Here is a 24,424-nt window from a genome sequence, read left to right as displayed (position 1 = left end):
AGTCTAATTAATCGAAATTGGTTGAATCAGCAGGATTTGCTAATTTACGCTGGGTTAACGAGAAATGACATCCCTTTACCAATAAATGAACTTTTAAATTCTCGACATAGACCGGTTGCCCTTCTTTCACTTTAGTAATATTCGTTTGATTAATATATCTGCCATCGATAATGACTACCATGCCAGATCCTCGGCATTCGGCATCGGAGCCATTTTTAATTACTAAAGCGGTATCCTCTCCTAAGCCAATACCGAGTTGCTCGGGATTCATAATAATAGCATGCGCAAGTCGGCCAAATCGTCCACGTTTAATAAAGTGAGTATCAACAATACACGTTGGCAATAACCCTAATCCTGATGAAGTAGCTAAATTGCGATAAAGCAATGCTTCGGTTAAACCACCTGAAGTAATCATCACGGAAGACATCACCATAGCGCCGGCACTCGTGCCTGCTACGATAAAATCCTTATCTTCCACATAACGTCTCTTGATGATTTCAATAATTGGTGTACCGCCTAAAATAGTTGAAATACGAAACTGATCACCGCCTGTAAAAAAAATAGCCCTTGCTTTTTCAACACGCTGTAAATAGTCGTCTAATCGAGCTTGTCGACGCTCTTCAATAGGTATAAAGCCAACTTTGTTATAACCCATTTCATAAAAAACGCGCTCATATGATTTTTTTACTTCATCTTGAACTTCAGAGCCGGTGGTAATAATTTCTATTTGTTTAGTTTTGCAATCAGACAAAAGCTCGCTTAAAATTTCATAGCGTGGCATCTCTTCTCGATGTTGAAAAATATCTGGTGGTTCATCCACCTTGTCTTCAGCCCCACCGATAATCAGTATTTTGCCTTTTGGTCTCATAAGAAAATAGTCTCATTAATCTGTTTGACTGGTTGAATGTGCTTTTGTTCCAGCATAAATTCTACGGAGTCAAAAACATCATCCACGGAACAATAAATTAAACTATTTCGCTCAGCGTGCTCTATTGCATACTCTAATGCTTCAAATTCTTCAGAAATAACTTTTATTTTTACTTTAGGATCAGCAGAATGAATGCCTGTCGTTATTAAATCAGTTAATTGCTGATTGGTTCTACCACGTCCATTTTTGTTGTGGCGGATTATAATTTCATCAAACATTTGCGCAGCATAATAGCCCAATCGTTGAATATCTTCCTCTCGGCGATCACCGCTTGCAGCAATAATGCCTACTTTTTTAGCATATTCCATCGTATCTAAAAATTTCTTAAGTTGAATATAAGCATCTTCATTATGAGCATAGTCAATGATTACTTGGCAGTGATCAAAATTAAACATGTTCATACGGCCTGGGGTATTTTCAACGGTCGGTTGAAAGTCGTATAGGCTTTGGGCCATTAGTTTGGCTGAAAATCCTTGAATGATACCTGCTAAGACCGCAGGGAGAATATTATTAACCATAAACGTAGCACTGCCCTTAAAAGTAAGCGGAATGTCTTTTATTTTAGCAATTGCTTGTTTTTCTATGCCTTTTTGCACAATTACCATGTCATCTTCTATAAAGGCTGCTAGACCGCCTGCTTGGCAGTGTTGTTTAATGCGCGCGTTTTTGGTTAAAGCAAATAAAGCAATGTTGCAAACTAGCTCATTTTTCAAATCATAGACTAATTTATTATCAGCATTTAATAAGGCATATCCATTTTTATGTGTGCTGCGGGCGACCACGGATTTAACATCAACAAGCTTTTCAATCGTATTAATCCCATCAATACCTAAGTGATCAGTGGTTATATTGGTAATAATACTAATATCACATTGATCAAAACCTAATCCTGAACGAATAATCCCGCCACGTGCGCATTCTAAAACTGCAAAATCGACTAAGGGTTCCATCAGGACGGTGCGTGCACTTAAAGGCCCGCTACAATCACCGCGATAGATTAGTTTATTATTAAGGTAAATACCTTCAGTGGTGGTAAAGCCAACATAATGATTGGCCTGTTTGGCAAAACGGGCAATTAAACGAACCACTGTCGTTTTGCCATTCGTACCTGTTACAGCAATGATAGGTATGCGTGAGGGTTTGCCAGGTGGAAACAGCATATCAATAAACGGCGCACCTACATTGATAGGTGCACCTTCATTTGGCGCAGTATGCATACGAAAGCCAGGGCTTGCATTGACTTCAATGACAGCACCTCGTTGTTTAGCAAGAGGAACACGTACACTTTTGCAAACCACATCAATTCCACATACATCAAGTTGTATTAAGCGTGCTACTCGTTCAGCTAGGGCGATATTCTCTGGATGTACTTGATTGGTGATATTGGTTGCTGTGCCGCCAGAGCTTAGATTAGCCGTGCATTTCAAATATAAATGTTCACCGGCCTTTAACACGCTGTGTAAAGTTAGTTTTTTCTCGGCTAAAATGGAATGTGTTTCTTCATCAACCTTAATCGTGGTGAGGCAGTTTTCATGAGCCAAGCCCCGCTTAGGATCGTCGTTAACCTCATCGATTAATTGCTGAATTGTTTTTATGCCATCGCCAGTAATTTTTGCCGGCGTTCGTTTTGCTACTGCGATTAACTTATAATTAATCACTAAAAATCGATAATCATTGCCTTCAATAAATTGCTCTACAATAATATCTTTAGACACTTTTTGCGCTAGGTTGAACGCTAAGATAGCTTTTTCTTTGGTTTGAATATTGGTAATAATGCCACGGCCATGGTTGCCGTTAAGTGGTTTAATAACCAGTGGAAAGTTTAACAAATCGATAGCATCATCTAATTGGTCTAGTGAGCGGATAGTGATACCATCTGGTACAGGAATGGCATTTGCTGCTAGAAGTTGTTTAGTCATGTCTTTATGGGTAGCGATGTCTACCCCAATTGAGCTTGTTTGGGATGAAATTGTTGCCCAAACCCGTTTTTGATAAACGCCGTAGCCTAAAGTAATTAAGGAAGTATCTTTAAAAGGGCTTATGGGTATATTTCTTTTTTTAGCTTCCTTAAGAATAGCTTCGGTACTAGGACCTATTTTCTCATGGGCTATGATATGTTTTAATTCTGTAATATCTTGTTCAAAATTTAAATAATTTTTACCTTGAGCTAAGCTTTGAATAATATTAAAAGCGGCGTTACCGGCATAAAGCCCCGCTTTTTCTATTTCATAAGTAAATATGACGTCATACACTCCCTCTGTATCAGTACCAAAGGTTCGGCCAAAGCCGCAGTCTAAACCAGCGAGATTTTGTAGTTCGAGCGCTACATGCTCCATGACATGTCCTAACCAAGTTCCTTCTTCAAGACGGATATAAAAACCACCCTCAATGCCGGGTGAGCAATAATGGTTGTATAAGCTAGGGATTAGTTCTTTTAATCGCGTGTTAAATCCTTCTAGGATATTGCTTGGAGAGTACTCATAACTTTCTAAGTCGAGCCTAATTTCAATTAATTTCTGCCTGAAATTCGACCAGTAATTTGGACCATTCAAGACTCTTGTCGATATGATTTTCATTAATCCATTCCCTTGCTTGATGAAAATATAAATAATTACAGCGCCGTATCGGCTTTATAATAGTAACAAATTTTGTTTTTTTCATGGGTTTAAGGAAAATTATTTTTAGGCTTTCTTTCTTAAATCCCACTGGTCCTTTATTTGCTTATTAAAGTATAGCCTAAGCAGAAATAAAATAATCTAACGCTTACTGTGTATATCTCTACTGCTTTTAAAAATTATTTAATAATTTTTTATTGAAATTCATAAATATATTATTGTAATTCAATAAATAGTGATTATAATTAAGCCTGATTCATTAGTTAAGGGTTTTGATTATGAAAAAAATACAAACAGTTAGCCGTATTCTTTCTTTATTTTTTAGGGTGCTTTGTTGGGTTATGCCAATGGTTACTTCGTATTTAATCCTATTCCATTTAAGTGGGTTATTAGAGTGGGGCGCTTTTGCGTTAATCATTCCTGCTGTTCACGTGCAAGATACGGTTCATTTCTCATTTTTACATCGCTTAATGATATTAGCTGTACAATTGTTGCCATTATCCATTACCGTATCAATTTGTTATAAATTAGCTAACCTCTTTAAATTGTATGAAAAGGGTGAGTTATTTGCAGAATCTACCATTAAATTAATAAGAAGTATTAGTATTTACATGATTCTAGGCGAAGTTATTCAATTAATTTATCAGCCACTTATAACAGCGTCTCTTACGTTTAATAATCCACCGGGACAGCGCATAGCAAGTATTACTTTAGGTTCTACTAATGTCTCAACCTTAATTACCGCATGTATCATTTTAGTTGCTTCGTGGATTATTAAAGAAGCTAATCAATTAAAAGTTGAAGCGCAATTAACAATTTAAGGGTTTTACTATGACAATTATTGTTAATTTAGATGTAATGATGGCAAAAAGAAAATGTCGCTTAAAAGAGTTAGCCGAGGCAATAGGCATTACTGAAGCTAACTTATCCATTCTTAAAAATGGCAAAGCCAAAGCCCTTAGGCTTACAACCCTTGATGCCATTTGTGCTTATTTAAGCTGCCAGCCAGGTGATATTATTGAATATCAAGAAGAGTAACTTTTTATCATTTTAAAATGAATGCCGTTCGATTAGCTTTAGGGAATAGTTGGGTCGCTTTGACCCAACTTTGTCTTAATTTAAGGTTACAGATTATTAGCAAGAAATGCTTTTGTTTGTTCGTTTGGAACAGAAGGTGTAAAGCGCTGTCCACCCCACCACATTTGATCAAGCCAAGTCCATAAAGCAACCCCTACAAAATTTGGATTTGCTTGAACTTTATATTGTTGAAAGACCTCATAAGATGCTTTCACATAATCTAGCTGAGCAAAGCCTGTGCTTTTCCCGCCTTTGCTTTCAAACTCATGGGCGGACGCTGCTGCTGGAATTGCAAATTGAAACTTAATGTTATATTGCTTTGCTTTATCCAGCATTCTTTTAACTTCGTTAGAAATATAATTACGGTATTCTGCTGGTGAATTAACAGAACCGCCTGGTTTAGAGCCTAAGTCATACAATGAGTCAATGACATAACCATTGTTATAAGTGTTTAATATTCTAGCAACTGTGCTGTCAACTTTGCCAGAGAAGGTAAAAATTGAGAAAGTTCGGCCTTTAGGATGCTTAGCATCAATGCACATGTCGCTTGCAAAATCCTTAGCGATTTGTTCGTAGAAATAAGCTTGTCCTGGTTTGCTAATATCAAAGGGCTCAATATCAAATTGCACACCAGCTACATTTTCATCACTACAGTATAATTTAGCTACTTTATCTGCAAAAAGTGCTGCTGTTTTTTTGTCTAAATTATTTAAAGCGCTTAAATAATCATCTGCCCCTTTTTGATCAAGTCTGCCATCGACCACAGGCATAATAGCAACAGGCTTACAGCCATTACCTAGAACTTCATAATAAGCAGCTGTCGATAATTTCCCATTATCGTAATAAGCATACATATTGCTTGCGTTACACGCCTTATTTGTCGCCGTTCCGCCTGAACCCTTACAATACATTTCTAAGCTGCCACCATAGCTATACAACTTAGTAATGGTATGATCGCCGGTCGCGGCTGCGTTAAAGTTATTAATTTGACTAGCAAATAGTCCTGGAGATTGGCCAATCTTCTGGCCTTGGTTATTGTAGAGGGTGTCATATACCCATGCGCCATTACCATCAGTTACCGAAGCAAAGAGATTTAATGACGAAAGACTTAAAATTAATAGGGGAAAAGCTCGCTTCCTATTATTTTTATGGCTTGATTTATTTTTCCTTAACATCATTTTGTTATCCTTCTCCTATCTATAAATAGAGTTTTATTAGAATTTTTCGCACCTAATACATTTTTTTATTTAAATTTCATAGGAATAGGTGCAAGTGACTAAGATGAAGTAAATAACGACACTCGTCAATGATTATTGCAGACGTTTATAAAGGTCTTATAGATTAATAGTCACGTTAAACAACAATTTTACATTTAATTTGCGCATATCCTAGAAATAGCATTGCTATTTAATAATTCCTTAATCTGCATGAAGTATATTAATTAAACATAGTGAAATTTTTTTGTTGTCTATTGGGTAAGGAAGTAATTATTTATAGGCTCTATTTAGGTAGGCTTTCCAGTTCAAGATAGGTGTAATATGGTAAACAAAGTTACATTAATATACGGTACTAAAACAGAGGGAGAAAAAGCGACATTAGTCATTTATGGCGTACATAACCAAGAAGCGATGAGTGCGGTTTTTGTTAAAGGAAAATTGGGGGGTACTATCCCTTGGCAAAAAAGTTTTAATTTAGAAAAAAAAGATGATATTGAGAGGATAAAAGAGATAAATGAAAAGTTTGTAGTAGCGCTATGCGAGATACTAGATGAAATTGAAAATCATCTAGCGGCAAAAGATACTAAATTAATTGCTGTTGAATATCAAGGTGATGTTAATTTAGGTTTTAATGGTGAAAAATTCCCTGATTGTCTCTTAAACAGTACAATTCATCAATTATTTAAGGAAAGAGAGTTTTTCAAGGAAGCAAAAATAAATTTAACGCTCATAAGTGCTACGCCTGATGTGGTTGACGCTGCTGAGGAAAAGCATAAAGCGACTTATGCCGACAATCATGAACGTGATTATCCTGGCTCACCAGTTGTAATTAGGCATAAAGGATGGAAACTAGGTGAGCGCCGTTACTCGTCTGATGAATATGTCCGCTCTGAAGAACATATGCTGCGCAAATCATCACCTGAAGTTTTCTCTAAAGAAGAAGAAACGAGTGGCGTAACTCTTAGTCAATCTGCGCCCCAAGTTTACGCTGGCAACCCCTTTACCTTGTTTACGTCTCCTTCAGATAATAATAATATTGCAACTGTTGCTCCTTCCAATTCAGAACCAGAAGAGACTAGCCAAGTGCTCTCAAAGTTGAGTATTGGTTAAATATAATAGCAACTTAGCTAAGCAATAAGCTAAGTTGCATGCTGTCTTTTTAAGTAAAAATAAAATTGAAAATTGAGCCATAAAGTAGATGCTTTAAAAAGCCATGATTAATCAAGACTTAAGTAATCAGTAATTTAATCCAGCTTTTCTACACCAAGCTTCCTGTAAGCGTTTTGCAAAGTCTTTATCAGATTCATGGTCTTTGGCTTCAGCTGAATCAAGTGCAGGTTCTGAAAGATCGACCATTTTATTTTCTATATTAGCAAATAGCCCTTTTTTAGTGACTGCAATGACTAAGTCTTTCAAGTTATTTCGGTATAGCTTTGCCTGTTCTTTCTCTATCTGGGCAGATGCTGTAGTAGCAATAATTTGTTGCTGTTGCTTAGTCAACTGCGCGAGAGCATCGTCATCATCAACATCGTCTGAGTATTCAAGATCATAGTCAACAAGATGATCATTCAGAAGCGCCATTGGTATTTCCTGAAATTCTTGCTCATCAAGCTGTATTTTAAGTAACTCTCTTAGAATTTCAGAATGAGTTCTTTCATAATCATTACCAACAACTTTTTGGCGATAAGCATTAATAACTTCTGTGCCACAAGTATAATCGTCTAATTGGTTGCCGCTGGTTTTGAATTCTAATAATTTAACTTCTCCATCAGTCAGCTTAGTTATGAGCTCTTGACTTTCATCTAACATAGAGTGTTGTCTAGGCGATAGTTGCTCATCTTTAAAAGGCTGGGAATCTTGTAAAGACCAGGCGCCTTCCTGCTTTAACAGATAAAACCAATGGCCATCGTGGTTAACTGGTAAAAAGAGATCTTTTTGTTCCTCATTACTTCTTTGAACTAGTTGTTTTAACTGTCTTTCCTGTTCCTTCGATAATTCGGTTAAGGAGAAAGGTTCCGAACGCCATATTTCATCAGAGTCAAAATCATGAACGTTGAAAAGATCTAACATATCTTGATTAGTTAGTAAGGTTTGGGGTGCGACGGATTGTGTTTTTCTATATTGATCAGCCACACTTAAATGGGCATTTTCATGAATTTGGCGCAAATGTGATTGTTCGTTTTCTAGGCTTTTAGCAAAATATTGGCGCCATCTCAGTGCTTGCTCTTGCTCTTGCCATTGCTCATGCTGTGCAGCATTCAGTAAGTTAAGTGGGATAGAAAAATGATCAACTAATTCAGTTAAAAGCCGACTTACCACAATTTGCTTTAAGGATACGATATTATAAAGCTCAATCTCCAGCTCAACGCAAAACCTAATAATATCTTCTTTTTTTTCTAGCCAAGTGGCTTGTTTTTCAGGCACGAGGAATTCTTGCAGATTATCATATTCTTCACGCAATTTTTTTTCTTGAGATGCTGAAAGAGACATAGTAATACCAAGTACTGACAGTTGTGTAGGTAAATTATCTCATACTAACATTAAGAGATTATGAAGAATATTCAGCTAAATTAAAATAAATTTTTATTCAGTGAATAACAGGCTTACTTTATGAGCCGATTACATCTAATATTCGGCTCATATAATGAGCTGAATAGATTCATTAAAAGGTTGTATCGAAAATTACCAGATAGTGGGCAAAAGGAATCATGAATATTCCTCAGCAAACAGAAACAAAAAGCTATCGTTTTCTGCCATTGAATCTTGTTAACACTGTCTTAATATTAATCAGTTAAAATTTAAGTATCAGTATCTATTTGTGGAACTTAAATGTCTTATGAAAAGTTAGAGTCAATTAAACAGAGTGGCGATGATAAAGAAAAAGTAGATTTATTTAATCAGAGTGACTGTAATAAGTATGTTGCTAAAGAGCAAGTTTATAAAAGCGCAGAAGAAAGCTTAAATGATGAAATTACAGCGATACAATCAGACCTAAAGGGTATCTTAGGTGATTTTATTAAGGAATATGAGGCTCATCGCTGGAGAAATTACCCTATACAAAATCAGGTTCGATCGATCTCTTTAATGCTTGATGATTTATATAAATTTAATTTATCTGCTCAATTATTGCCTAAAACAGTTAAAGAGCGAATAGAAGTTTGTTTGAATGCATTTTTGGGTAGTAAGCCAGAGTATACCGGAAAAGATACGCTTAGAGATAGGAATTTCGAGGTTCAAGCTGAGCAAGAGAAAGCCCAGGGAATAATTTTAAAAGGCGAATTTCAGCCCCATTTTGACAAGTTAGATGTCTTAATTAGTAGAGTAAAAGTAAAAGCAGAAAATAAAGAACAAGCAGAAGCTAAACTTAAGCAACTTTCTCCCGCTGTAATTGCTCAGAAACGGATCGATGTAGATTTAGAGGATTCTTTGAATGCGATTCTAGCTGATGCTAAAGAAAAAATCAGTAAAGAAGGTAATGAGGCCCGGGGTATAAAGTGTCTTTGTGAAGAATTGCTTATTAGGAGAGACATTTGTCTTGATAAAGAAAAATTCACTAATTTATGGCGTGATATTGGTACCTTGAGTGTTGAGAGACGAAAGGTGGGAGGATATGGTGAGCAAAAAATTGCATCTATAGGAGAGGTACTGGATCGTTATATAAAGGACCAAAAAGACATTAATAAGTCAGACTTTAACGATAGAATGTTGTCAAAATTTGGTTACCAGCCCGCTACAGCTAAGGTAGTAAATCCCGTAAGCCAGCCTGTACAACCAGAACCATCTGTTTCTTTTGTTAAGCCAGAACTAAAACAAGCTTCCATGCAGGTGACTCCACCTAAGCCATTGCCAGAAGTAAGACCTATCCCCGACCACGTCGAGTCGAAACCTACTAATATTTTACAACAACCAACAGCTCCCATAACTCAGAAAGTGCCTAGGATAGATTATGTTCAAAAGTTAAAAGACGCTACGGACAATGTAGAAGCTTTTGTTATTAATTTTGATAAAAAAATTACCCTACCAGATGTTGATAGTTTAAAAAAAGAGCTTACCAATCAAATCAACTCAATAACGGTTAAAGTACCTGTTAACGAAGCTGATTCTCCTGCTGTACAAAAAGCTATTAGATATTTAGAAATAACTAAGCAAGATAAAATAGCTGAACTAGACCGTGCAGTTGAGAAAAGAAAGAGAGGGATAATTGAAAAAAAGATAAGAGATGTGAGTACAGACTTTAGTACTTCTTTGGAAGAGGATTTGGAGGCTCATAAGCTAGCGCGATTGAAGACAGTAGAAGACATTGGTAAAGAAATTCCAAGTATTACAGATATCCCCGGAATCCGGAGTGATCTTGAAAGGTTAGTGGATAGAAAAAAGCAATTTATTAACCACGCGGTTAACAAAATCCAGGAAGAAAATAAAGTACTTAATGAGGCTGTACTCCGTATTCAAGCGTTTAAATTTGATTTTACCGGCCAGGATAAGCCTCAAAGCAAAGCTCATTTAAAGAAGCTTAAGGATAATGTATTCGCTCATGCAGCAGAAGTTTGTGCTGAATTGAATATAAACATGACAAATTCAAAAATTACTACTGCTTTAGATAAGCAAAAAAGTGCAATAAAGCAGGCCTATAAAGATAGACTAGCTGCAATTGACAAAGAAGAGCAGCGCATAAAGCAACTTAACGAGCTTACTAAAACCAAAGAGGAGATTGCCACAGCTACTGCAAAGGCTTATGATTTTACTAACTTAAATAGCGGCGAAGTAAATCAATTAAAAGAAAAAGCTATTACCCAATTAAATGCTTTAAAAGAAAAGTTAAACAGTCTATCTAAACTATTAGAACTTAATGAGCCGCAAGAAGAACTCTCAAAGATTGCCGAAAAACAGCAGAGTATTACCGAGCAAGCTAATGCTGCCTTAGAACAAGAAAAAGCTAGAGAGCTTGAAAAAACAGCAGAAATCCCAGTTCGTCTAGAAAGTAATGAACAAGTAGATCAAGGTGTAGCTTTTCCTGAGGTGCAAAACCAGCCTGAAATCACAATTATTAATCCCCAAAAATTAGAAGATAGAAGGGAGACTGAAGAACCTCAAAGCATCACTATATCGCAACCACAAGAGGTTGAAGTATTAAAAACAAACACAGATTCATCAGAGGAAAAATCTCCAAAGGATTTTAGCTCATCTAAAATTGTGCCTTTATCTATTGAATCAGAAGAGCAGATAATAGAAGTTCAAAGCAAGTCTAACGAAAGTTTAGTTAAACCAATTATCCCCCCAGATAGGGAAGAAGAAAATAATTCAGAACTAGAAATCGTTACTTCTGATGAGGAAACTAACTCTGAGGTAATTAGTTTCTATGCACCAGAGAGTAGCGAGGAAAGTTCAGGCTTAAATTATGATGGATCTTACTCTGATGATGAAGGCTTAGGAGATGAAGAGCACACCCAGCCATCACCTCCATGGCTCACACGTTTGGAAGACATAGCAAAGGTAATAGAAGAGCAAATAAACCAGCCCCGTTATAAGGGCACGGCTAAAGTCGATTATGTTAATAATGCACTCAGGTTATTAAAAGAATCTATTGATAATCACAAAAGGTTTAACAGCAATGAGGAATGTAACTTCTATACAATGTCCGAAAAACCAGATTCTTTTGAAAACTATAAAAATAGCTATGTTTCCTACCAACATTCCTACCAATATAAGGATAAGCAATATAGTAAGCGATGCACATATTATATTAAGGCCAATGGGGTTGCTGAGAAGGTAAAGATTAATAATTTTGGTAAACTTATGGGCGATCTTGAGCAAATTCCATATCAGGGTGACGCTCAACATGCACTATTTAAACTTAGTGCTAGTCAAGTTCAGAGTATAATAACCTCCAATGGCGGTCATGCGCCTGGCGATAAAGAAGTGCTTGATATGTTTAAAATGCTTATGGTTTGCTGCTTTCAAAATAAGAAAGGAAATAAATGGTTTAATAATACTTACACACAAATGGGGTGTACTGTTGAGAAAGAATTAAGATTTGCTAATTATTCAGCGCTTAATGACCTAAGTACTGATACGAAAGCTAAGCAAGAGCGAGAGAAGCATATTGCTACTGAAGCGTTAAGAATGAAGCTTTTTGGTAAAGATTCTTTTGGTACAAACCACTCAGATGATGATGATTTAGCGGAAATTGCTTTACCAAAGTATGGTTACTTAGAGGCAAATGTATTACCAAACTACCAGAATATGGTAGACATGATAGTTGAGCAACAAGTGGTGCAATATTCTCGTGATGAGAAATCAATAGATACTGTACCCAATGATTCAAATAATCCTGTAACACTAACACGTTCTGGTGATATTGATGTATTAAGGACAGCAAGCTCGCTGATTACACGTGCGAAAAGCTCTCCAGTAGAAGTTCCATTAACAATTATACGCTTATTTAAAGGTAAGTTTCTTGAAGTGTATAATAAAATTTTTGAGCAAAACTTAGCTACAAATACCGAAAAACGTAAAATATCCATGTAGAGCCAGTCAAAATTTTGGCTCTATTTAGAAAAAATCGTATTTGGCGTAGCCTGGGCGCAGGCCCGTAGGGCCGAAACCCAGGTTTCACTTTGTTTCACCCAGGCTACTTGCTGGCGTATCTCATTAATAGACTTTTATTATCTATTCACGTAAAATAACAGCTTGTATTTATTTTCACATCTTTTTAGGTTTAGCGAGTCATGAATATCATTTCTTAAGTTTGCCCAGGCGCTGGGCAGTGGTTAACAGCCATGTGGTGCATTGCTAAAGCAATTATCACGCCCTTTACTTAAGAGAACGATATGATGCATAAACCAATCCAATTTAAAGACCTCTGTTTTTCACTACCACACAAACTCTGCTTTAAACAATTTAGCGGCTCAATCTCCTATGGCCAACGTATAGGCGTTATTGGTCAAAATGGCAGTGGTAAATCAACGTTATTGCGCATGCTGCAAGGGCTTGTTGAACCAACCGAAGGTGAGTTAAGGATTCCTCAAACGATTAATATAGGGTACATACCACAAGTGATTACTGAGCTTAAAACATTAAGTGGTGGGCAACGATTTCATGAAAAATTAACACAAGTATTGGGCAGCTCGCCTAGTATTTTATTACTAGATGAGCCGACTAATCATTTAGATGACAAAAATCGGCAGTCTCTTATGCGGATGTTGCGATTGTTTCCGGGAACTTTAATTATTGTGACGCATGATGTGGCGTTGCTAGAGCAAGTCATCAATACTATTTGGCATATTGATCAGGATAAGGTTCGAATATTTACAGGAACGTATAAAGATTATCAGCATGAATTGGCTATTGAATATCAAACGATTGAGCAAGAGTTAGTGAAGTTGTCGCGGCAAAAAAAAGGCCTCCATCAAACATTAATGAAAGAGCAAGTGCGTGCCAAACACAGTCGTCTGGGTGGTGAAAAAAAAGTTAAAGATAGAAAATGGCCAACGGTTGTTTCCTCTGCCAAGTTAGGGCGGGGAAATGAAACAGCTAATAGAAAACGAAGTGAAATCAACGCTAAAAGCCAAGTCTTAAAACAGCAACTGTCTACTCTTAGGCTCCCTGAAATCATTAAGCCTACCTTTTCAATTCAAGCGAGCAAGCATAGCAGGGTACAGGTGTGCATTAATAATGGGAGCGTTGGTTTTGAAATGCCAATTTTAACAGCCATTAATTTATCCATATCTAATGGTGAGAGGTTAGCAATTTCTGGTAATAATGGGGCTGGAAAATCAACATTGATTAGGGCGCTTTTGCGTGATGAACAAGTAGTTACTACAGGAGATTGGCAATTATTAAATCGCGATGCGATTGGTTATCTTGATCAACATTATTCAACTTTAAATCCTGAAAAAACGGTTTTAGAGACCATACAAGACTACGTACCTGCTTGGTCTTATATTGAGATTAGAAAACATCTCAATGATTTTTTATTTCGCAAAAATAATGAAATTAATGCGCTTGTGGCAAGCTTATCTGGTGGAGAAAAGGCACGGTTATCGTTAGCTCAAATTGCCGCTATAACCCCGAAATTGTTAATACTCGATGAAATAACCAATAACCTCGATTTAGAAACCAAAGCGCATGTGATTCAGGTATTAAAGGATTATCCCGGGACATTGGTGGTGATTTCCCATGAGGCTGATTTTTTATCAGCTATAGGAATTACATCACATTATTTTATTCAGGGTGGCTTACTTAAATCTAAAATGGAAGCGTTGTAAATGAAACAAATTATGTCTAAAAGTCTCGTTTTATTAACTATTATGTTGATGGATCTATTAACCGGGATGGAGTTTGATCTCTTTGTCCCTAGTTTTCCTGAATTACAACATCAATTTAATCTATCGCCATTTTGGGTAGAGGCTTTATTGTCAGTTAATTTTTTAGGCTATTGCTTAAGTTTATTTTTTGTTGGCAGTTTAGCTGATCGTTATGGGCGAAAACCGATTATTGTACTTGGACTAATTGCTTTTATTATAGGGAGCATTCTTTGTTTATGGGCGCCATTTTATTCATTACTATTAATAGGGCGTTTTTTACATGGTATAGGGATTGCAGCGCCGGCCATTCTTAGTTTTTTAATTATTGCAGATGCTTACCCATTAAAGAAGCAACAGGTTTTCATGGCGATGATGAATGGGGTTATGAATATGGCTGTTGCAGCGAGTCCGATTTTAGGCAGCTATATTACCCTCTATTTTCATTGGCAAGGTAATTTTATTACTTTATTAGGTTTAGCACTCATCGCACTGTTTATGACGACGTTATTTATTCCGACAAGTAATTTATCTAGGCAAAAAGAAGATACGAGGCTGTTTCATTACTTACCGCTATTTAAATCAAGGCCATTGCTGCTTTTAATGATGCACATTATATTTATGATTGTTCCTTATTGGATTTTTGTAGGCATGTCGCCGCTTTTATACATGAAAGCGCTCGGAGTAAGCCTCACCCATTTTGGCTATTATCAAGGGGTATTGGCGTTACTCTTTGCCGTGGGCAGTATTGTATTTGGTTTTTTAATCAATCGATTTGAACAGAAGAAAATACTTTATGTGGCTAATCAGATTTTTATTGTCAGTTTGGTAAGTATGATTTGGGTAACTTGGGTAGATAGCAATAATCCTTTGTTTATCACCATGGCGTTTATCCCTTTTGTCATTGGCCAAATTATTCCAGCGACCATGCTCTATCCCTTGTGTTTAAATTTTATGCCTGAAGCTAAGGGACGTGTTTCCGCTATTATTGTTGGCGGACGCCTTATTTTCTGTGCGCTATCACTGCAACTGGCAGGCTTCACCTATCAGGGCTCGTTTCAAAATATTGGTCTTATTATTTTACCTTTTATTGTGATGTCAATTGTTACTTTATTTCAGGTGATTAAAAGGGAGGAGGTAATAAAATTTGAAGAAAAAGGACAGCCTATTGCTGCCCTGGAGGTTGAATTGTGAGAGCTTAAGGAGCTGTAAGAAAATATTGAAGGGGTAATGATAAGCTGACGCAAGTATTGTATGAAATTCTAGTAAAAAATGGTTGCCGGATTTGGTTTAATTGTCCCATGACGAGTATAGAAACTAATGAAACAGGCGAGCTAAAAATCAAAGGCATTAATTTAAAAGAACAGCAAGATTTTAGTTTTAATTATATTGTTATGGCAGTCTCATTAACTTCTTTACAAGCAACTAATCCTTCTGCGATTAAATTTAAGCCTGAATTATCCTCTCTCAAAAAACAAGCCATTAATAGTGTTTCATTTAATCAAAATGTCGCACGAGTTTACTTTGAAGTTAATCATCGATTTTGGTTAAAAGATTCTAAAACAGCTATGACTATTATTGATATAGACACTTCGTGGATAGAAGATCATAGTGCATGTTGCCAGCAGAAAAGGCTATTTTAGAATCCCATACGTGTGGAGAAATCGGTAAAAAAATCATTGACTCTACAGCCCCAGTTACTGAAGCCAGTGAACAAATTACACAAGTGTATGGAAGTAAGTTTAAAAAATCATGTAATTCACACGTGCCTTTATCTTTTTTTTGGAGTGAACAGCCATATCAGCAAGGCGCTTATCTTTATTTAAAACCGGGCCAACGGCATTGCCTTAGCGCGTTTTACAACAAGGATGCGGTAACTTGTTTTTTTGTGGTGATTACACTGAAATTGCTCACCCTGCCTCCGTGAACGGCACAATAATTGCAACGCGACGTGTTGTTCATGAAGTAACGGAAAAATTAGCTTAGATTTGAAGTCAGTTCAGCCTTATTCAGTTAATATATCTTGTTAAATTATTAATAAATTTTCTTTAAAAGCCCCATAATTATGCTAATTTTAGTTAACTTTTAGCTTATAAATGATAAATTTTTTATAAGTAAAATAATAAAATATTATAATTAATTAGCTGATTAATATATTAAAAATTATTAAATTAAGTTAATAATTTACGGACTTAATGAGTTATATTTTCATGTAGAAATTTATGATTTCCTTTTATTTTTAAATTTATAATTTTTGGATTAAAATTTAATATATTTTTTACTTAATTATTTGTTAATAAAAGATTGATATAATCATTAAAAAGTTAATTTTTTTTAATTTAAGGTTTTTTATGAAGATATTGCTTCTTGTTGGGTATGAGCCCACGGAGAACATATTAGGAATTTATTGCACTCATGGCACTGATATGTCTAGACAAGCGCCTAAATTTGAAGGAAGAAATTTTAACGCAAAGATGGGGTTTGCTTTTAAATCAGACGCTAAACCAATTGTAGTTCCAGACTATCTTGAGGGAAAAGATAAGGTGGCTGAGAAATTATCATGGTTGCGATCTACTGTAATCTCAGAATTGGAAGCTATAAAAAGGGATAATAGTGATAAGACTATTGCAACTATTAAATATGATGGAGATATCAATTTAGGGTTTCCTTCCTCATCAATTTTTTCGTCATTTTTACTGGATGGCTCTGTTCATCAAGTCTTTCAGGACCTTGGCTCGTCAATCGAACTACGGGCATTTAGTAGTACTAAGGAGATCGTTCAAGAGGCTAAAGCGCTTTTTGAACAGGAGTTTAAGGAAAATTATAATGAAGCATTTACTCATCCTCAGCTATATGTGAATGTTGCTGGGACAAAACCGCCTACTTTCAACGTCGTGACACGTCGAACATCAGACAGTGCATTAGTATTTGCTAATCCAAAAGCTGTTTCCCATACTGCTACTAGTTTACACTCAAGCTTAAGCTTACCAAATATAATCGAAGAGGGTGATAACTTATCTAAAGAATCAATGAGCGAGTCTGATATACCTGCAACGACAACTAAAGTGTCAGACGAGGATTCCGTAAATAAGCTCGGCTCTGCTCTAACTAAACTAAGTATATTTCCTTCTGCTCCTGAATTAGAAAGCTCTACAGGAGAAGCAGCTAAAGAAGAAAAGGATCATTTAGCAACTCCTATGGGATAAGAGTGTAGGTTGGGCCACTCGCCCAACATTTACCTCAATTCATGCCTGCTGTTAGGTTTTAAATTAATAGAAAGCGTAGAATTACAAGTAGTTGTTGGGCTACGGGCCCAACCTAACCTAGACTTACTGGGAGCATCGAGTACGTAATGAAACGGCCGTTTAGGTCTACTGCTAAACTACGCCGGCTGTAAATATGTCGTACATTTCGGCAAATCGCTTAGAAAATTGTAGACTTTTTTGAGTATTTCTAATCAGTGCTTATATAATCGTTTGACTATAATCAGAATAAGCCCCTAGATAAAGCGGTGAAAGTGATTATGGAACGAACAGAAGATATGAGAAAAGATGCTTATAAAAAATTCTTAGGTTTTTTTCCTTCGGGCTTTGCTGATCCTAAATATATCTCATGGGAAAGAGGTTATAAATGGAACGCACATCTACTTTGGCAAAAGTTATTAAATAAAAAACAATTTACCTACTTACTGGAAAATAAAAAATATAAAGAAATTTCACAAACCGCTTTATCAATAGAAGGTAAAACTCATTTGTTATTTTCTTTTGAAAAGATGGCTATACGAGATGCTTTGAAGACTTGCTCAACATCAAAACAATTTTCTGAAAGTTTATATAATTTAATACATGGTCCTGGAAAGAAAAGTGAACGTTTTAATAATTTTGTAGAAACTCTCTCTTTATTACCAAGAAAACAAAGTCGGGTGTTAACTTGGCCTTTAGTGACAGTATTTAGTTTTATTGCAGATCCTAAACATTTTATATATTTGAAACCAATGGTAACGAGAGTTGCAGCGAAAAAATATGATTATGAATTTGAATATATTTCTCACCCCACGTGGCAAACCTATCAAAGTTTAATGAACTTTGCAAAACTATTGAAAAGTGATCTAGAAGCATTAAAACCCCGCGATTACATTGATATACAATCATTTATTTGGACTTTAGGCTCAGAAGAATATGCATGATTTAGAAGTTAAATATTACTTCACTAATCATTATCCATTAAAAATTCCCTAAAACAGCAACCGTAGCCTAGGAGTAGGCCCCAAGGGCCGTATCCCAGGTTTATATTCATTGAATATAACGATGAAACTGGACTAGGGCCATTCTTTAGCTAAAGGTACATAACGTATTCGATGCTCCTAGAACCGACGCTGCTATATAGTTTTGTTTCATTTTTCGAAATATCTCATTCAGCAGAGCAAGATGACGATTTAATAATGGTAATTTCCGTTTTCCTCTAAGGGTAAGAGTAAAAAATAAGTGCTGCCAGGCGTGAAATCTTTGCGAAAATAAACCATCTTTGTTTATGAAATTAGATTTTCTATGAAGGGAATTTTAGAGGAGTTTGTTAAGTTAGGAAAGTAAAATGAAAACCTGGGATACGGCCCATGGGGCCTACTCCCAGGCTACGCCTGCTATGTCTCCAGAATAGACCGTGTGCTGGCTGGACAAAACGTAGGAATTAAGGAGGTTGAAGAAAATATATGGTTAGTTAGTTTTATGCAGTATGATTTAGGTTATTTTGATGAGCAGACATGTAAACTGGAGCCTTTACCTAACCCTTTTGGGCCTAAAGTGTTACCTATGTCTCCGATATAATTTGTAACCCATGTCTTCGGAATAGACCAGCAAAAAATGGCGTCCCGGAGAGGATTCGAACCTCCGACCTGCCCCTTAGGAGGGGGCTGCGCTATCCAGCTGTGCCACCGGGACTTAAGGTGTCTATTTTGCAGTAAAATGCTTTTTCTAGCCAGAATTATTTTATTCTTATTGAGGTAAAGTCTTTTATTTTTTGGCAAAAGGGTAATTTTTGCCATGCCACAGGGAAAAGTGAGTCATATCATTGTAGTAGTATAGTTGTGGCGCGTTTAAGGTAAATGTATTGCCATGTACAGCAAGCAGTTTATTTAAGCTTTTATTGATATGAGAATACATGTTTTTTTTAAGCTCAGCATTTAACACTTGATAAGCGTAAGCTAAGGTGATGTGAAAAGGGTCAGGGATTTTAGTAGCTATATTAAAACAGTTAGCTGTTTTTAAAATGAGTTCTTCTTGCTGCTTAGGTATAGAGACTTGTAAATTTAAAGTCTCAGCCATGTTTAATTTTTCAATGGTAATTTGTGGCAGAAATTGATTTTCTTGCAGGTAATTAGCAATATTTTTAAAGAAAAATTGCTGGCTTATTATAAATTTTTGCCAGTTATTGCCGGTATACTCAGCTTGATTAAATAACCTTATTGCCGTCATATGGTAACTATCATAAGGAAGAGGTGTATAGTAGTTATTTACAACTTCTGCCTGTAATATAATTTGCTGTATTTTTCGCCAAAAAGTATGATCGTGTTTGCTTATTTCAGCAATGACAGTGGTGCCTGGGTAATAGCTGTAGCGACCTTCTTGGTCAATTTTTCTTCCATTCATTCCTTAATTCTAGTATAAATTTGGTGCTCTTTAATATAATTAGCGACTGATTTAGGTACATCAGCATTTAATAAATAACCTTGCTGGATTTGGCTGCGAATTGCCGTGGAAGATAAATCATAAAGGCCGGCATTGAACTTAAAAATTAAACCATTGGGCACGTTTTTAATTTGTTGTACTTCACTGGTTTCGTGATTTTTTAGTAAGTTAAGCAAGACTTGTGATTCGATATGATAGCCTGGCCTATCAATAACAACCAGATTGGCTAGATGAAGTAATCTTTCCCATTGATACCATTTGGTCAGTGTTGCAAAGCTATCTACACCAATTAGTAATGAAATGGCTAGCGTTTGACCTAATTCACGTCGGTAATCTTCTAAGGTAGTTACCATATAGGAAGGTGAGGTTCGTGTTATTTCTCGGGTATCAATTGCAAAATTTGCTGTTTGGTCCTGTTCTTTTAGTGCCAACTTCAGCATATCCAGACGCTGTGTTGTTGTAGCAAGCGCTTTATTTTTTAGAATAGGTACTTTACAAGGCAGAAAAATAAACCGCTCAAAATGAAAAAATTGCTGCACATTGATCGCAGTGTTTAAATGGCCGTTATGAATGGGATCAAACGTCCCCCCAAAAATAATTAAATTAGGCAAGTGTACCTACCGTATTTCCTTTGCTTAAAGATATAGCAACAAGCTCGATATGTTGCCATATTTGTTTGCTTTGTGTGGTCTTTATTTGTTTATCTATTTTATTACAATGTTTTAATAAACAACTTAAAGAATGATGATCATATTTTTTTAAAGCGTTTTGATAAAGATTATGTTTGGTAGACCATATTTTTAACTGATTAGCTACTGCTTGAAAAGCTTGTCCTTGGCTAATTAAATGACTAAGTTGTAACAAAAGACGAATTTCTTGGGTTAATAGCCATAAAATTAATGCTGGTTCTGTTTTATTATTAAGTGTTTGCCTTAAAAGCTGAATGACCTTTAATGTATCCCCGCTAAGGCATGTCTCAGCAAGCTCAAAGAGTGAATAATTGCACTGATTATGTAAATGTTCTTTGATGTCGGTTAGGGTAAGAGGTGTGTTAGGCTCATTGATTAATTTTAGTTTTTCTAAAAGCTGTGCGCACGCAAATAAGTTGCCTTCATTAAATTGGTAAATTAACGTAGAAATGTGCGGATCGGTGATGCCAAATGGTTGTAATCTTTCTTGAAGCCATTTTTTAATAAGAGTAGAGCTTGGTGTCATTGTTTGCATGATATAAGCATTACTATGATTTAAAAAGGGTTGTAATTGCTTAACTGTTAAATTGGACGATTTAAATAATAATAAGCAGTCAGGATTTGGATCATTTAAGTAGTTTGAAAAAAATAATTTTCCTGCAGGTTCCAGTGTTTTTTTATCATAACGAATATCAATTAATCGCGCTTCGGTAAACAAAGAATAGCTATTTACTGTTTGCTCAAGGCTCGCCCAATCTGTGGTACTTTCAATAGAAAAAATGATCGTTTCGGATTCGCGTTGGTGTTGGCGCCAAGCTAGCTTAATTGCTTCTAGGAGCTGGTTGATTTGAAATAACTCTTGGCCTAAAAGAAAAAAAACGGCCGGCAATTGTTTTGGTAGCTGGACAGTTAGGCTATTGTGTTTTACTAACATAAGTTAAGCTTTTCGTTGACTTAATTGATTAACAATTTGTCTTACCGCATCCTGGCGCATTTCATGATAAAGCATCGTTTCCTCATTATCTGAACCTAAAATGCGATTATTATTAACCGTAAGTTGCCGGCTTGACGTAACTGTCCGAGATGTAATCACCTGTTCTCCACCAACTTTGAGCAAAGAATATTGTAATGTATAAATTAATAAGTATTGGCGTGAGTTTGTGCTAGCGCCTACGCTGGTAATTTGTTGTTGTACTGCATCTCTTTCTAAAATGAGTAGATAACTAGCTTGGCTTGGATTATCCGTAACATGAATGCGATAAGCTTGTAGGCTGTCCTTAAGCATTGGGATCAAATCGTGATGTGCGCCCCTAACGATAATAGCAACATTATTAAGCCACGTTGGCATTTCGACCCAACCACGAAGTTTAAAACCGCAACTCGTGATAAGGCCAATAAGACAGAATAAAATTAAGCGTTTCATTATTTAATAACCAAGTTAATCAGTTGGCGATGCGTAACAACGATTGCTTTAATTACTTCTTTTTCCACAAGGAAATTGTGGGCTTGTTCTTTAGCCATTTCAATGAGCTTACTTTCATCAGCATCAGTAGCCACGGTAAATTGTGCTCTTAATTTACCATTAACTTGCACAACAAATGTTGTTTCTTCGCTCTTTAAAGCGTTTTTATCTACCTTGGGCCAAGGTGCGTCAATGATAATTTTTTCATAGCCTAATTTTAGCCATAGATGATGGCATAAGTGTGGCGTGATAGGAGCTAAAAGTCGAAGTAAAACACTCATGGCGTGGTGTAAGAAAAATCGATCAGCATCCGTTTCAATGACATAACTTGATAGTTCATTGAATAATTTCATGCAGCCTGAAACCACGGTATTAAACTGTTGTCGCTCATAATCATGGCTAGCTTGCGCTAAAATTTGATTGACATTGCGATAGGATTTTTTTAGTCGTAAATCAGCACTATCCCAATCAATATGGCCGTTACCACCAAAAATCGAGTCATTGGTTTCAAGGAATAATTGTTGATGTTGATGGCTAAATGTCCAGATGCGCTTTAAAAACCGATGCGCACCCTCAACCGCTGTATCAGACCATTCTAAGGATTGCTCAGGTGGGGCGGCAAACATAACAAATAAACGAGCAGTGTCTGCGCCATAGGTATTAATTAAGTGGTTTGGATCGACTACATTGCCTAGTGATTTAGACATTTTGTGGCCATCTTTTAATACCATGCCTTGGGTCAAAAGACGTATAAATGGCTCATCTGAATTGACTAACCCTTCATCACGCATTAATTTGTGAAAAAAACGAGCGTACAATAAATGCATAACAGCATGCTCAATACCGCCAATGTATTGATCAACAGGTGTCCAATATTTTGCGCGATCATCAAGCATAGCATTATCTTGGCCTTTACAAGCAAACCGAGCATAGTACCAAGATGATTCAATAAATGTATCAAATGTATCTGTTTCTCGGGTTGCGTCTTGGCCGCATTTAGGGCATTGAACTTGGGTAAATTCAATGGAATTCGCCAATGGCGAGCCACTACCTGTTAATTCAATATTATCAGGCAACATAACGGGTAATTCTTCTTCAGGCACAGGAACAATGCCGCAATCATCGCAATGAATCATGGGGATAGGTGTTCCCCAATACCTTTGGCGCGAAATACCCCAGTCACGTAAGCGATAGTTGACCGTTACTTTGCCAAGTTCTTGCTCTTCTAAATAATTTGCAATGACTTTTATTGCCTCAGGGGAATTTAATTCATCAAATTGCCCCGAATTAATCAGTTGTCCTTCTGCTGTAAAAGCTGATTTAGAAAAATCATGTGCTACATTGCCAAGAGGTTTAATGACTTGTTTGATAGGTAAATGATATTTGATAGCGAATTCAAAATCCCGCTGATCGTGGGCAGGAACTGCCATAACGGCGCCTGAGCCATATTGCATTAATACAAAGTTGGCAATCCAAATAGGTAGTTCTTCGTTGGTAATGGGATGACTTGCCGTAAATGGTGTTGCGATGCCACGTTTTTCCATGGTGGCAATGTCTGCTTCAGCAACACGCCCACATTGACAGCTATCAATAAATGATTGTACCTCATCTGATTGCCGGCCTGCTTCTTTAGCTAAGGGATGATCAGGCGCGATGGCGAGATAGGTCGCTCCCATTAATGTATCAGGTCGTGTGGTATAAATTTTTAAGCGTTTAGAGTAATTATGTACAGTAAAACTAATTTCACAACCTTCAGAACGGCCAATCCAATTGCGCTGCATTTGTTTTACTTGCGCAGGCCATTCAGTTAACGTATCCAAATCTCGCAATAGCTCATCAGCATAAGCTGTAATTTTGATAAACCATTGAGGAATTTCTCGACGTTCAACTAATGCACCAGAGCGCCAGCCGCGACCATCAACGACCTGTTCGTTTGCTAAAACAGTTTGATCGACAGGATCCCAATTGACTACAGAATTCTTTTTATAGACTAAGCCTTTTTCATATAGTTTAATAAAAAACCATTGCTCCCAACGATAGTAATCGGGATCACAGGTTGCTAATTCACGCTTCCAATCATAAGCGTTACCTAACCTTAGAAATTGCTCTTTCATCGAGGCAATATTTTTCTTTGTCCACTCAGCAGGATGAATGCCATGCTTAATGGCTGCATTTTCTGCGGGCAGTCCAAAAGCATCCCAACCAATAGGCTGTAATACATTTTTTCCTAAAGCTCGCTGATAGCGAGAGATGACATCGCCAAGCGTGTAGTTACGAACATGTCCCATATGGAGCGTGCCACTGGGATAGGGAAACATGGACAAACAATAAAATTTCTCTTTATTTAAGTCTTCAGTCACACTGAAGCTTTGTTTCTTGTGCCAATATTGTTGTGCCTGTTCTTCAATTTCTTGCGGTTTATAGCTGGTATCCATAGTTTATAAGTTAT

Annotated in this window: 19 protein-coding genes and 1 tRNA gene; 10 read left to right on the top strand and 10 right to left on the bottom strand. The window is 36.5% G+C overall.

The window, feature by feature from the left end:
• Positions 1–7 precede the first annotated feature (7 nt).
• Both DYE47_RS07865 and cphA read right to left on the bottom strand, forming a co-directional pair.
• Positions 8–868, bottom strand: a complete 861-nt coding sequence (locus tag DYE47_RS07865) for a cyanophycinase (protein ID WP_115302748.1) — start codon at positions 866–868, stop codon at positions 8–10.
• Positions 865–3,504 carry a cyanophycin synthetase gene (gene cphA, locus DYE47_RS07860; RefSeq protein WP_115302747.1) on the bottom strand — a complete coding sequence of 880 codons (2,640 nt, stop codon included), beginning with the start codon at positions 3,502–3,504 and terminating at the stop codon, positions 865–867. Before cphA ends, DYE47_RS07865 begins: the two co-directional genes overlap by 4 nt.
• Positions 3,505–3,821: 317 nt before the next feature.
• Here cphA and DYE47_RS07855 point away from each other — a divergent pair, with 317 nt between their 5' ends.
• Together DYE47_RS07855 and DYE47_RS07850 are read left to right on the top strand one after the other, a co-directional pair.
• Positions 3,822–4,364, top strand: a complete 543-nt coding sequence (locus tag DYE47_RS07855; RefSeq protein ID WP_115302746.1) for a DUF2975 domain-containing protein — start codon at positions 3,822–3,824, stop codon at positions 4,362–4,364.
• Positions 4,365–4,374: 10 nt separating this feature from the next.
• Positions 4,375–4,581: a helix-turn-helix domain-containing protein gene (locus DYE47_RS07850; RefSeq protein WP_115302745.1), complete on the top strand. Its 207-nt coding sequence runs from the start codon at positions 4,375–4,377 to the stop codon at positions 4,579–4,581.
• Positions 4,582–4,667: 86 nt separating this feature from the next.
• On the opposite strand, the gene DYE47_RS07845 is transcribed toward DYE47_RS07850, so the two are convergent.
• Positions 4,668–5,798, bottom strand: coding sequence for a hypothetical protein (locus DYE47_RS07845; RefSeq protein ID WP_115302744.1), 1,131 nt, complete (start codon positions 5,796–5,798; stop codon positions 4,668–4,670).
• Positions 5,799–6,158: 360 nt separating this feature from the next.
• On the opposite strand from DYE47_RS07845, the gene DYE47_RS07840 reads away from it, so the two are divergent.
• Entirely contained in the window at positions 6,159–6,947 is a 789-nt protein-coding gene (locus DYE47_RS07840) for a hypothetical protein (RefSeq protein ID WP_115302743.1), read from the top strand.
• A gap of 126 nt (positions 6,948–7,073) precedes the next feature.
• Here DYE47_RS07840 and DYE47_RS07835 read toward each other — a convergent pair whose 3' ends face one another.
• Complete coding sequence (locus DYE47_RS07835; RefSeq protein WP_115302742.1) at positions 7,074–8,327, bottom strand: hypothetical protein; 1,254 nt, start codon at positions 8,325–8,327, stop codon at positions 7,074–7,076.
• 339 nt (positions 8,328–8,666) lie between these two features.
• On the opposite strand from DYE47_RS07835, the gene DYE47_RS07830 reads away from it, so the two are divergent.
• The 7 genes from DYE47_RS07830 (at position 8,667) to DYE47_RS07800 (ending at position 18,326) form a co-directional block, all read left to right on the top strand.
• Positions 8,667–12,365: a hypothetical protein gene (locus DYE47_RS07830; RefSeq protein WP_115302741.1), complete on the top strand. Its 3,699-nt coding sequence runs from the start codon at positions 8,667–8,669 to the stop codon at positions 12,363–12,365.
• 302 nt (positions 12,366–12,667) lie between these two features.
• Positions 12,668–14,104 (top strand): ATP-binding cassette domain-containing protein, encoded by a 1,437-nt coding sequence (locus DYE47_RS07825; RefSeq protein WP_174224090.1) that lies wholly within the window; start codon positions 12,668–12,670, stop codon positions 14,102–14,104.
• Positions 14,105–15,334, top strand: a complete 1,230-nt coding sequence (locus DYE47_RS07820; RefSeq protein WP_115302740.1) for a multidrug effflux MFS transporter — start codon at positions 14,105–14,107, stop codon at positions 15,332–15,334. It begins immediately after the preceding gene.
• 44 nt (positions 15,335–15,378) lie between these two features.
• A complete protein-coding gene (locus DYE47_RS07815) occupies positions 15,379–15,783 on the top strand; it encodes an FAD-dependent oxidoreductase (protein WP_115302739.1) in 405 nt (134 codons plus the stop codon).
• The gene (locus DYE47_RS07810; RefSeq protein WP_115302738.1) at positions 15,756–16,067 is read left to right on the top strand and encodes a hypothetical protein; all 312 of its coding nucleotides are present in this window, start codon (positions 15,756–15,758) and stop codon (positions 16,065–16,067) included. Before DYE47_RS07815 ends, DYE47_RS07810 begins: the two co-directional genes overlap by 28 nt.
• A gap of 499 nt (positions 16,068–16,566) precedes the next feature.
• Positions 16,567–17,346, top strand: a complete 780-nt coding sequence (locus tag DYE47_RS07805; RefSeq protein WP_147285927.1) for a hypothetical protein — start codon at positions 16,567–16,569, stop codon at positions 17,344–17,346.
• A gap of 317 nt (positions 17,347–17,663) precedes the next feature.
• A complete protein-coding gene (locus DYE47_RS07800) occupies positions 17,664–18,326 on the top strand; it encodes a hypothetical protein (RefSeq protein WP_115302736.1) in 663 nt (220 codons plus the stop codon).
• Between the two features lie 674 nt (positions 18,327–19,000).
• On the opposite strand, the gene DYE47_RS07795 is transcribed toward DYE47_RS07800, so the two are convergent.
• From DYE47_RS07795 to leuS, 6 genes are all read right to left on the bottom strand, one after another.
• Positions 19,001–19,077: transfer RNA gene (locus DYE47_RS07795), tRNA-Arg, on the bottom strand.
• Positions 19,078–19,149: 72 nt separating this feature from the next.
• Positions 19,150–19,785: a DUF1868 domain-containing protein gene (locus tag DYE47_RS07790; RefSeq protein WP_115302735.1), complete on the bottom strand. Its 636-nt coding sequence runs from the start codon at positions 19,783–19,785 to the stop codon at positions 19,150–19,152.
• A complete protein-coding gene (gene nadD, locus DYE47_RS07785) occupies positions 19,782–20,435 on the bottom strand; it encodes a nicotinate-nucleotide adenylyltransferase (RefSeq protein WP_115302734.1) in 654 nt (217 codons plus the stop codon). The genes DYE47_RS07790 and nadD overlap by 4 nt, the downstream gene beginning before the upstream one ends.
• Entirely contained in the window at positions 20,428–21,447 is a 1,020-nt protein-coding gene (gene holA, locus DYE47_RS07780) for a DNA polymerase III subunit delta (RefSeq protein WP_115302733.1), read from the bottom strand. The genes nadD and holA overlap by 8 nt, the downstream gene beginning before the upstream one ends.
• Before the next feature lie 3 nt (positions 21,448–21,450).
• Positions 21,451–21,936, bottom strand: coding sequence for an LPS-assembly lipoprotein LptE (locus tag DYE47_RS07775; protein WP_115302732.1), 486 nt, complete (start codon positions 21,934–21,936; stop codon positions 21,451–21,453).
• The gene (gene leuS, locus DYE47_RS07770) at positions 21,936–24,410 is read right to left on the bottom strand and encodes a leucine--tRNA ligase (protein WP_115302731.1); all 2,475 of its coding nucleotides are present in this window, start codon (positions 24,408–24,410) and stop codon (positions 21,936–21,938) included. The genes DYE47_RS07775 and leuS overlap by 1 nt, the downstream gene beginning before the upstream one ends.
• Positions 24,411–24,424 lie beyond the last annotated feature (14 nt).

Source organism: Legionella beliardensis, assembly GCF_900452395.1.
Taxonomy (GTDB): domain Bacteria; phylum Pseudomonadota; class Gammaproteobacteria; order Legionellales; family Legionellaceae; genus Legionella_C; species Legionella_C beliardensis.
This window is presented reverse-complemented; position numbering and strand designations above follow the sequence as displayed.

Bases quoted from the DNA above. Each gene is read 5' to 3' on its own strand.
- DYE47_RS07830 (WP_115302741.1), top strand. From the start codon at position 8,667: ATGTCTTATGAAAAGTTAGAGTCAATTAAACAGAGTGGCGATGATAAA.
- DYE47_RS07855 (WP_115302746.1), top strand. From the start codon at position 3,822: ATGAAAAAAATACAAACAGTTAGCCGTATTCTTTCTTTATTTTTTAGG.
- DYE47_RS07790 (WP_115302735.1), bottom strand. From the start codon at position 19,785: ATGAATGGAAGAAAAATTGACCAAGAAGGTCGCTACAGCTATTACCCA.
- DYE47_RS07845 (WP_115302744.1), bottom strand. From the start codon at position 5,798: ATGATGTTAAGGAAAAATAAATCAAGCCATAAAAATAATAGGAAGCGA.
- DYE47_RS07805 (WP_147285927.1), top strand. From the start codon at position 16,567: ATGTCTAGACAAGCGCCTAAATTTGAAGGAAGAAATTTTAACGCAAAG.
- DYE47_RS07810 (WP_115302738.1), top strand. From the start codon at position 15,756: ATGTTGCCAGCAGAAAAGGCTATTTTAGAATCCCATACGTGTGGAGAA.
- DYE47_RS07775 (WP_115302732.1), bottom strand. From the start codon at position 21,936: ATGAAACGCTTAATTTTATTCTGTCTTATTGGCCTTATCACGAGTTGC.
- DYE47_RS07865 (WP_115302748.1), bottom strand. From the start codon at position 868: ATGAGACCAAAAGGCAAAATACTGATTATCGGTGGGGCTGAAGACAAG.
- DYE47_RS07825 (WP_174224090.1), top strand. From the start codon at position 12,668: ATGATGCATAAACCAATCCAATTTAAAGACCTCTGTTTTTCACTACCA.
- holA (WP_115302733.1), bottom strand. From the start codon at position 21,447: ATGTTAGTAAAACACAATAGCCTAACTGTCCAGCTACCAAAACAATTG.
- DYE47_RS07840 (WP_115302743.1), top strand. From the start codon at position 6,159: ATGGTAAACAAAGTTACATTAATATACGGTACTAAAACAGAGGGAGAA.
- DYE47_RS07820 (WP_115302740.1), top strand. From the start codon at position 14,105: ATGAAACAAATTATGTCTAAAAGTCTCGTTTTATTAACTATTATGTTG.
- DYE47_RS07800 (WP_115302736.1), top strand. From the start codon at position 17,664: ATGGAACGAACAGAAGATATGAGAAAAGATGCTTATAAAAAATTCTTA.
- leuS (WP_115302731.1), bottom strand. From the start codon at position 24,410: ATGGATACCAGCTATAAACCGCAAGAAATTGAAGAACAGGCACAACAA.
- cphA (WP_115302747.1), bottom strand. From the start codon at position 3,504: ATGAAAATCATATCGACAAGAGTCTTGAATGGTCCAAATTACTGGTCG.
- DYE47_RS07850 (WP_115302745.1), top strand. From the start codon at position 4,375: ATGACAATTATTGTTAATTTAGATGTAATGATGGCAAAAAGAAAATGT.
- DYE47_RS07835 (WP_115302742.1), bottom strand. From the start codon at position 8,327: ATGTCTCTTTCAGCATCTCAAGAAAAAAAATTGCGTGAAGAATATGAT.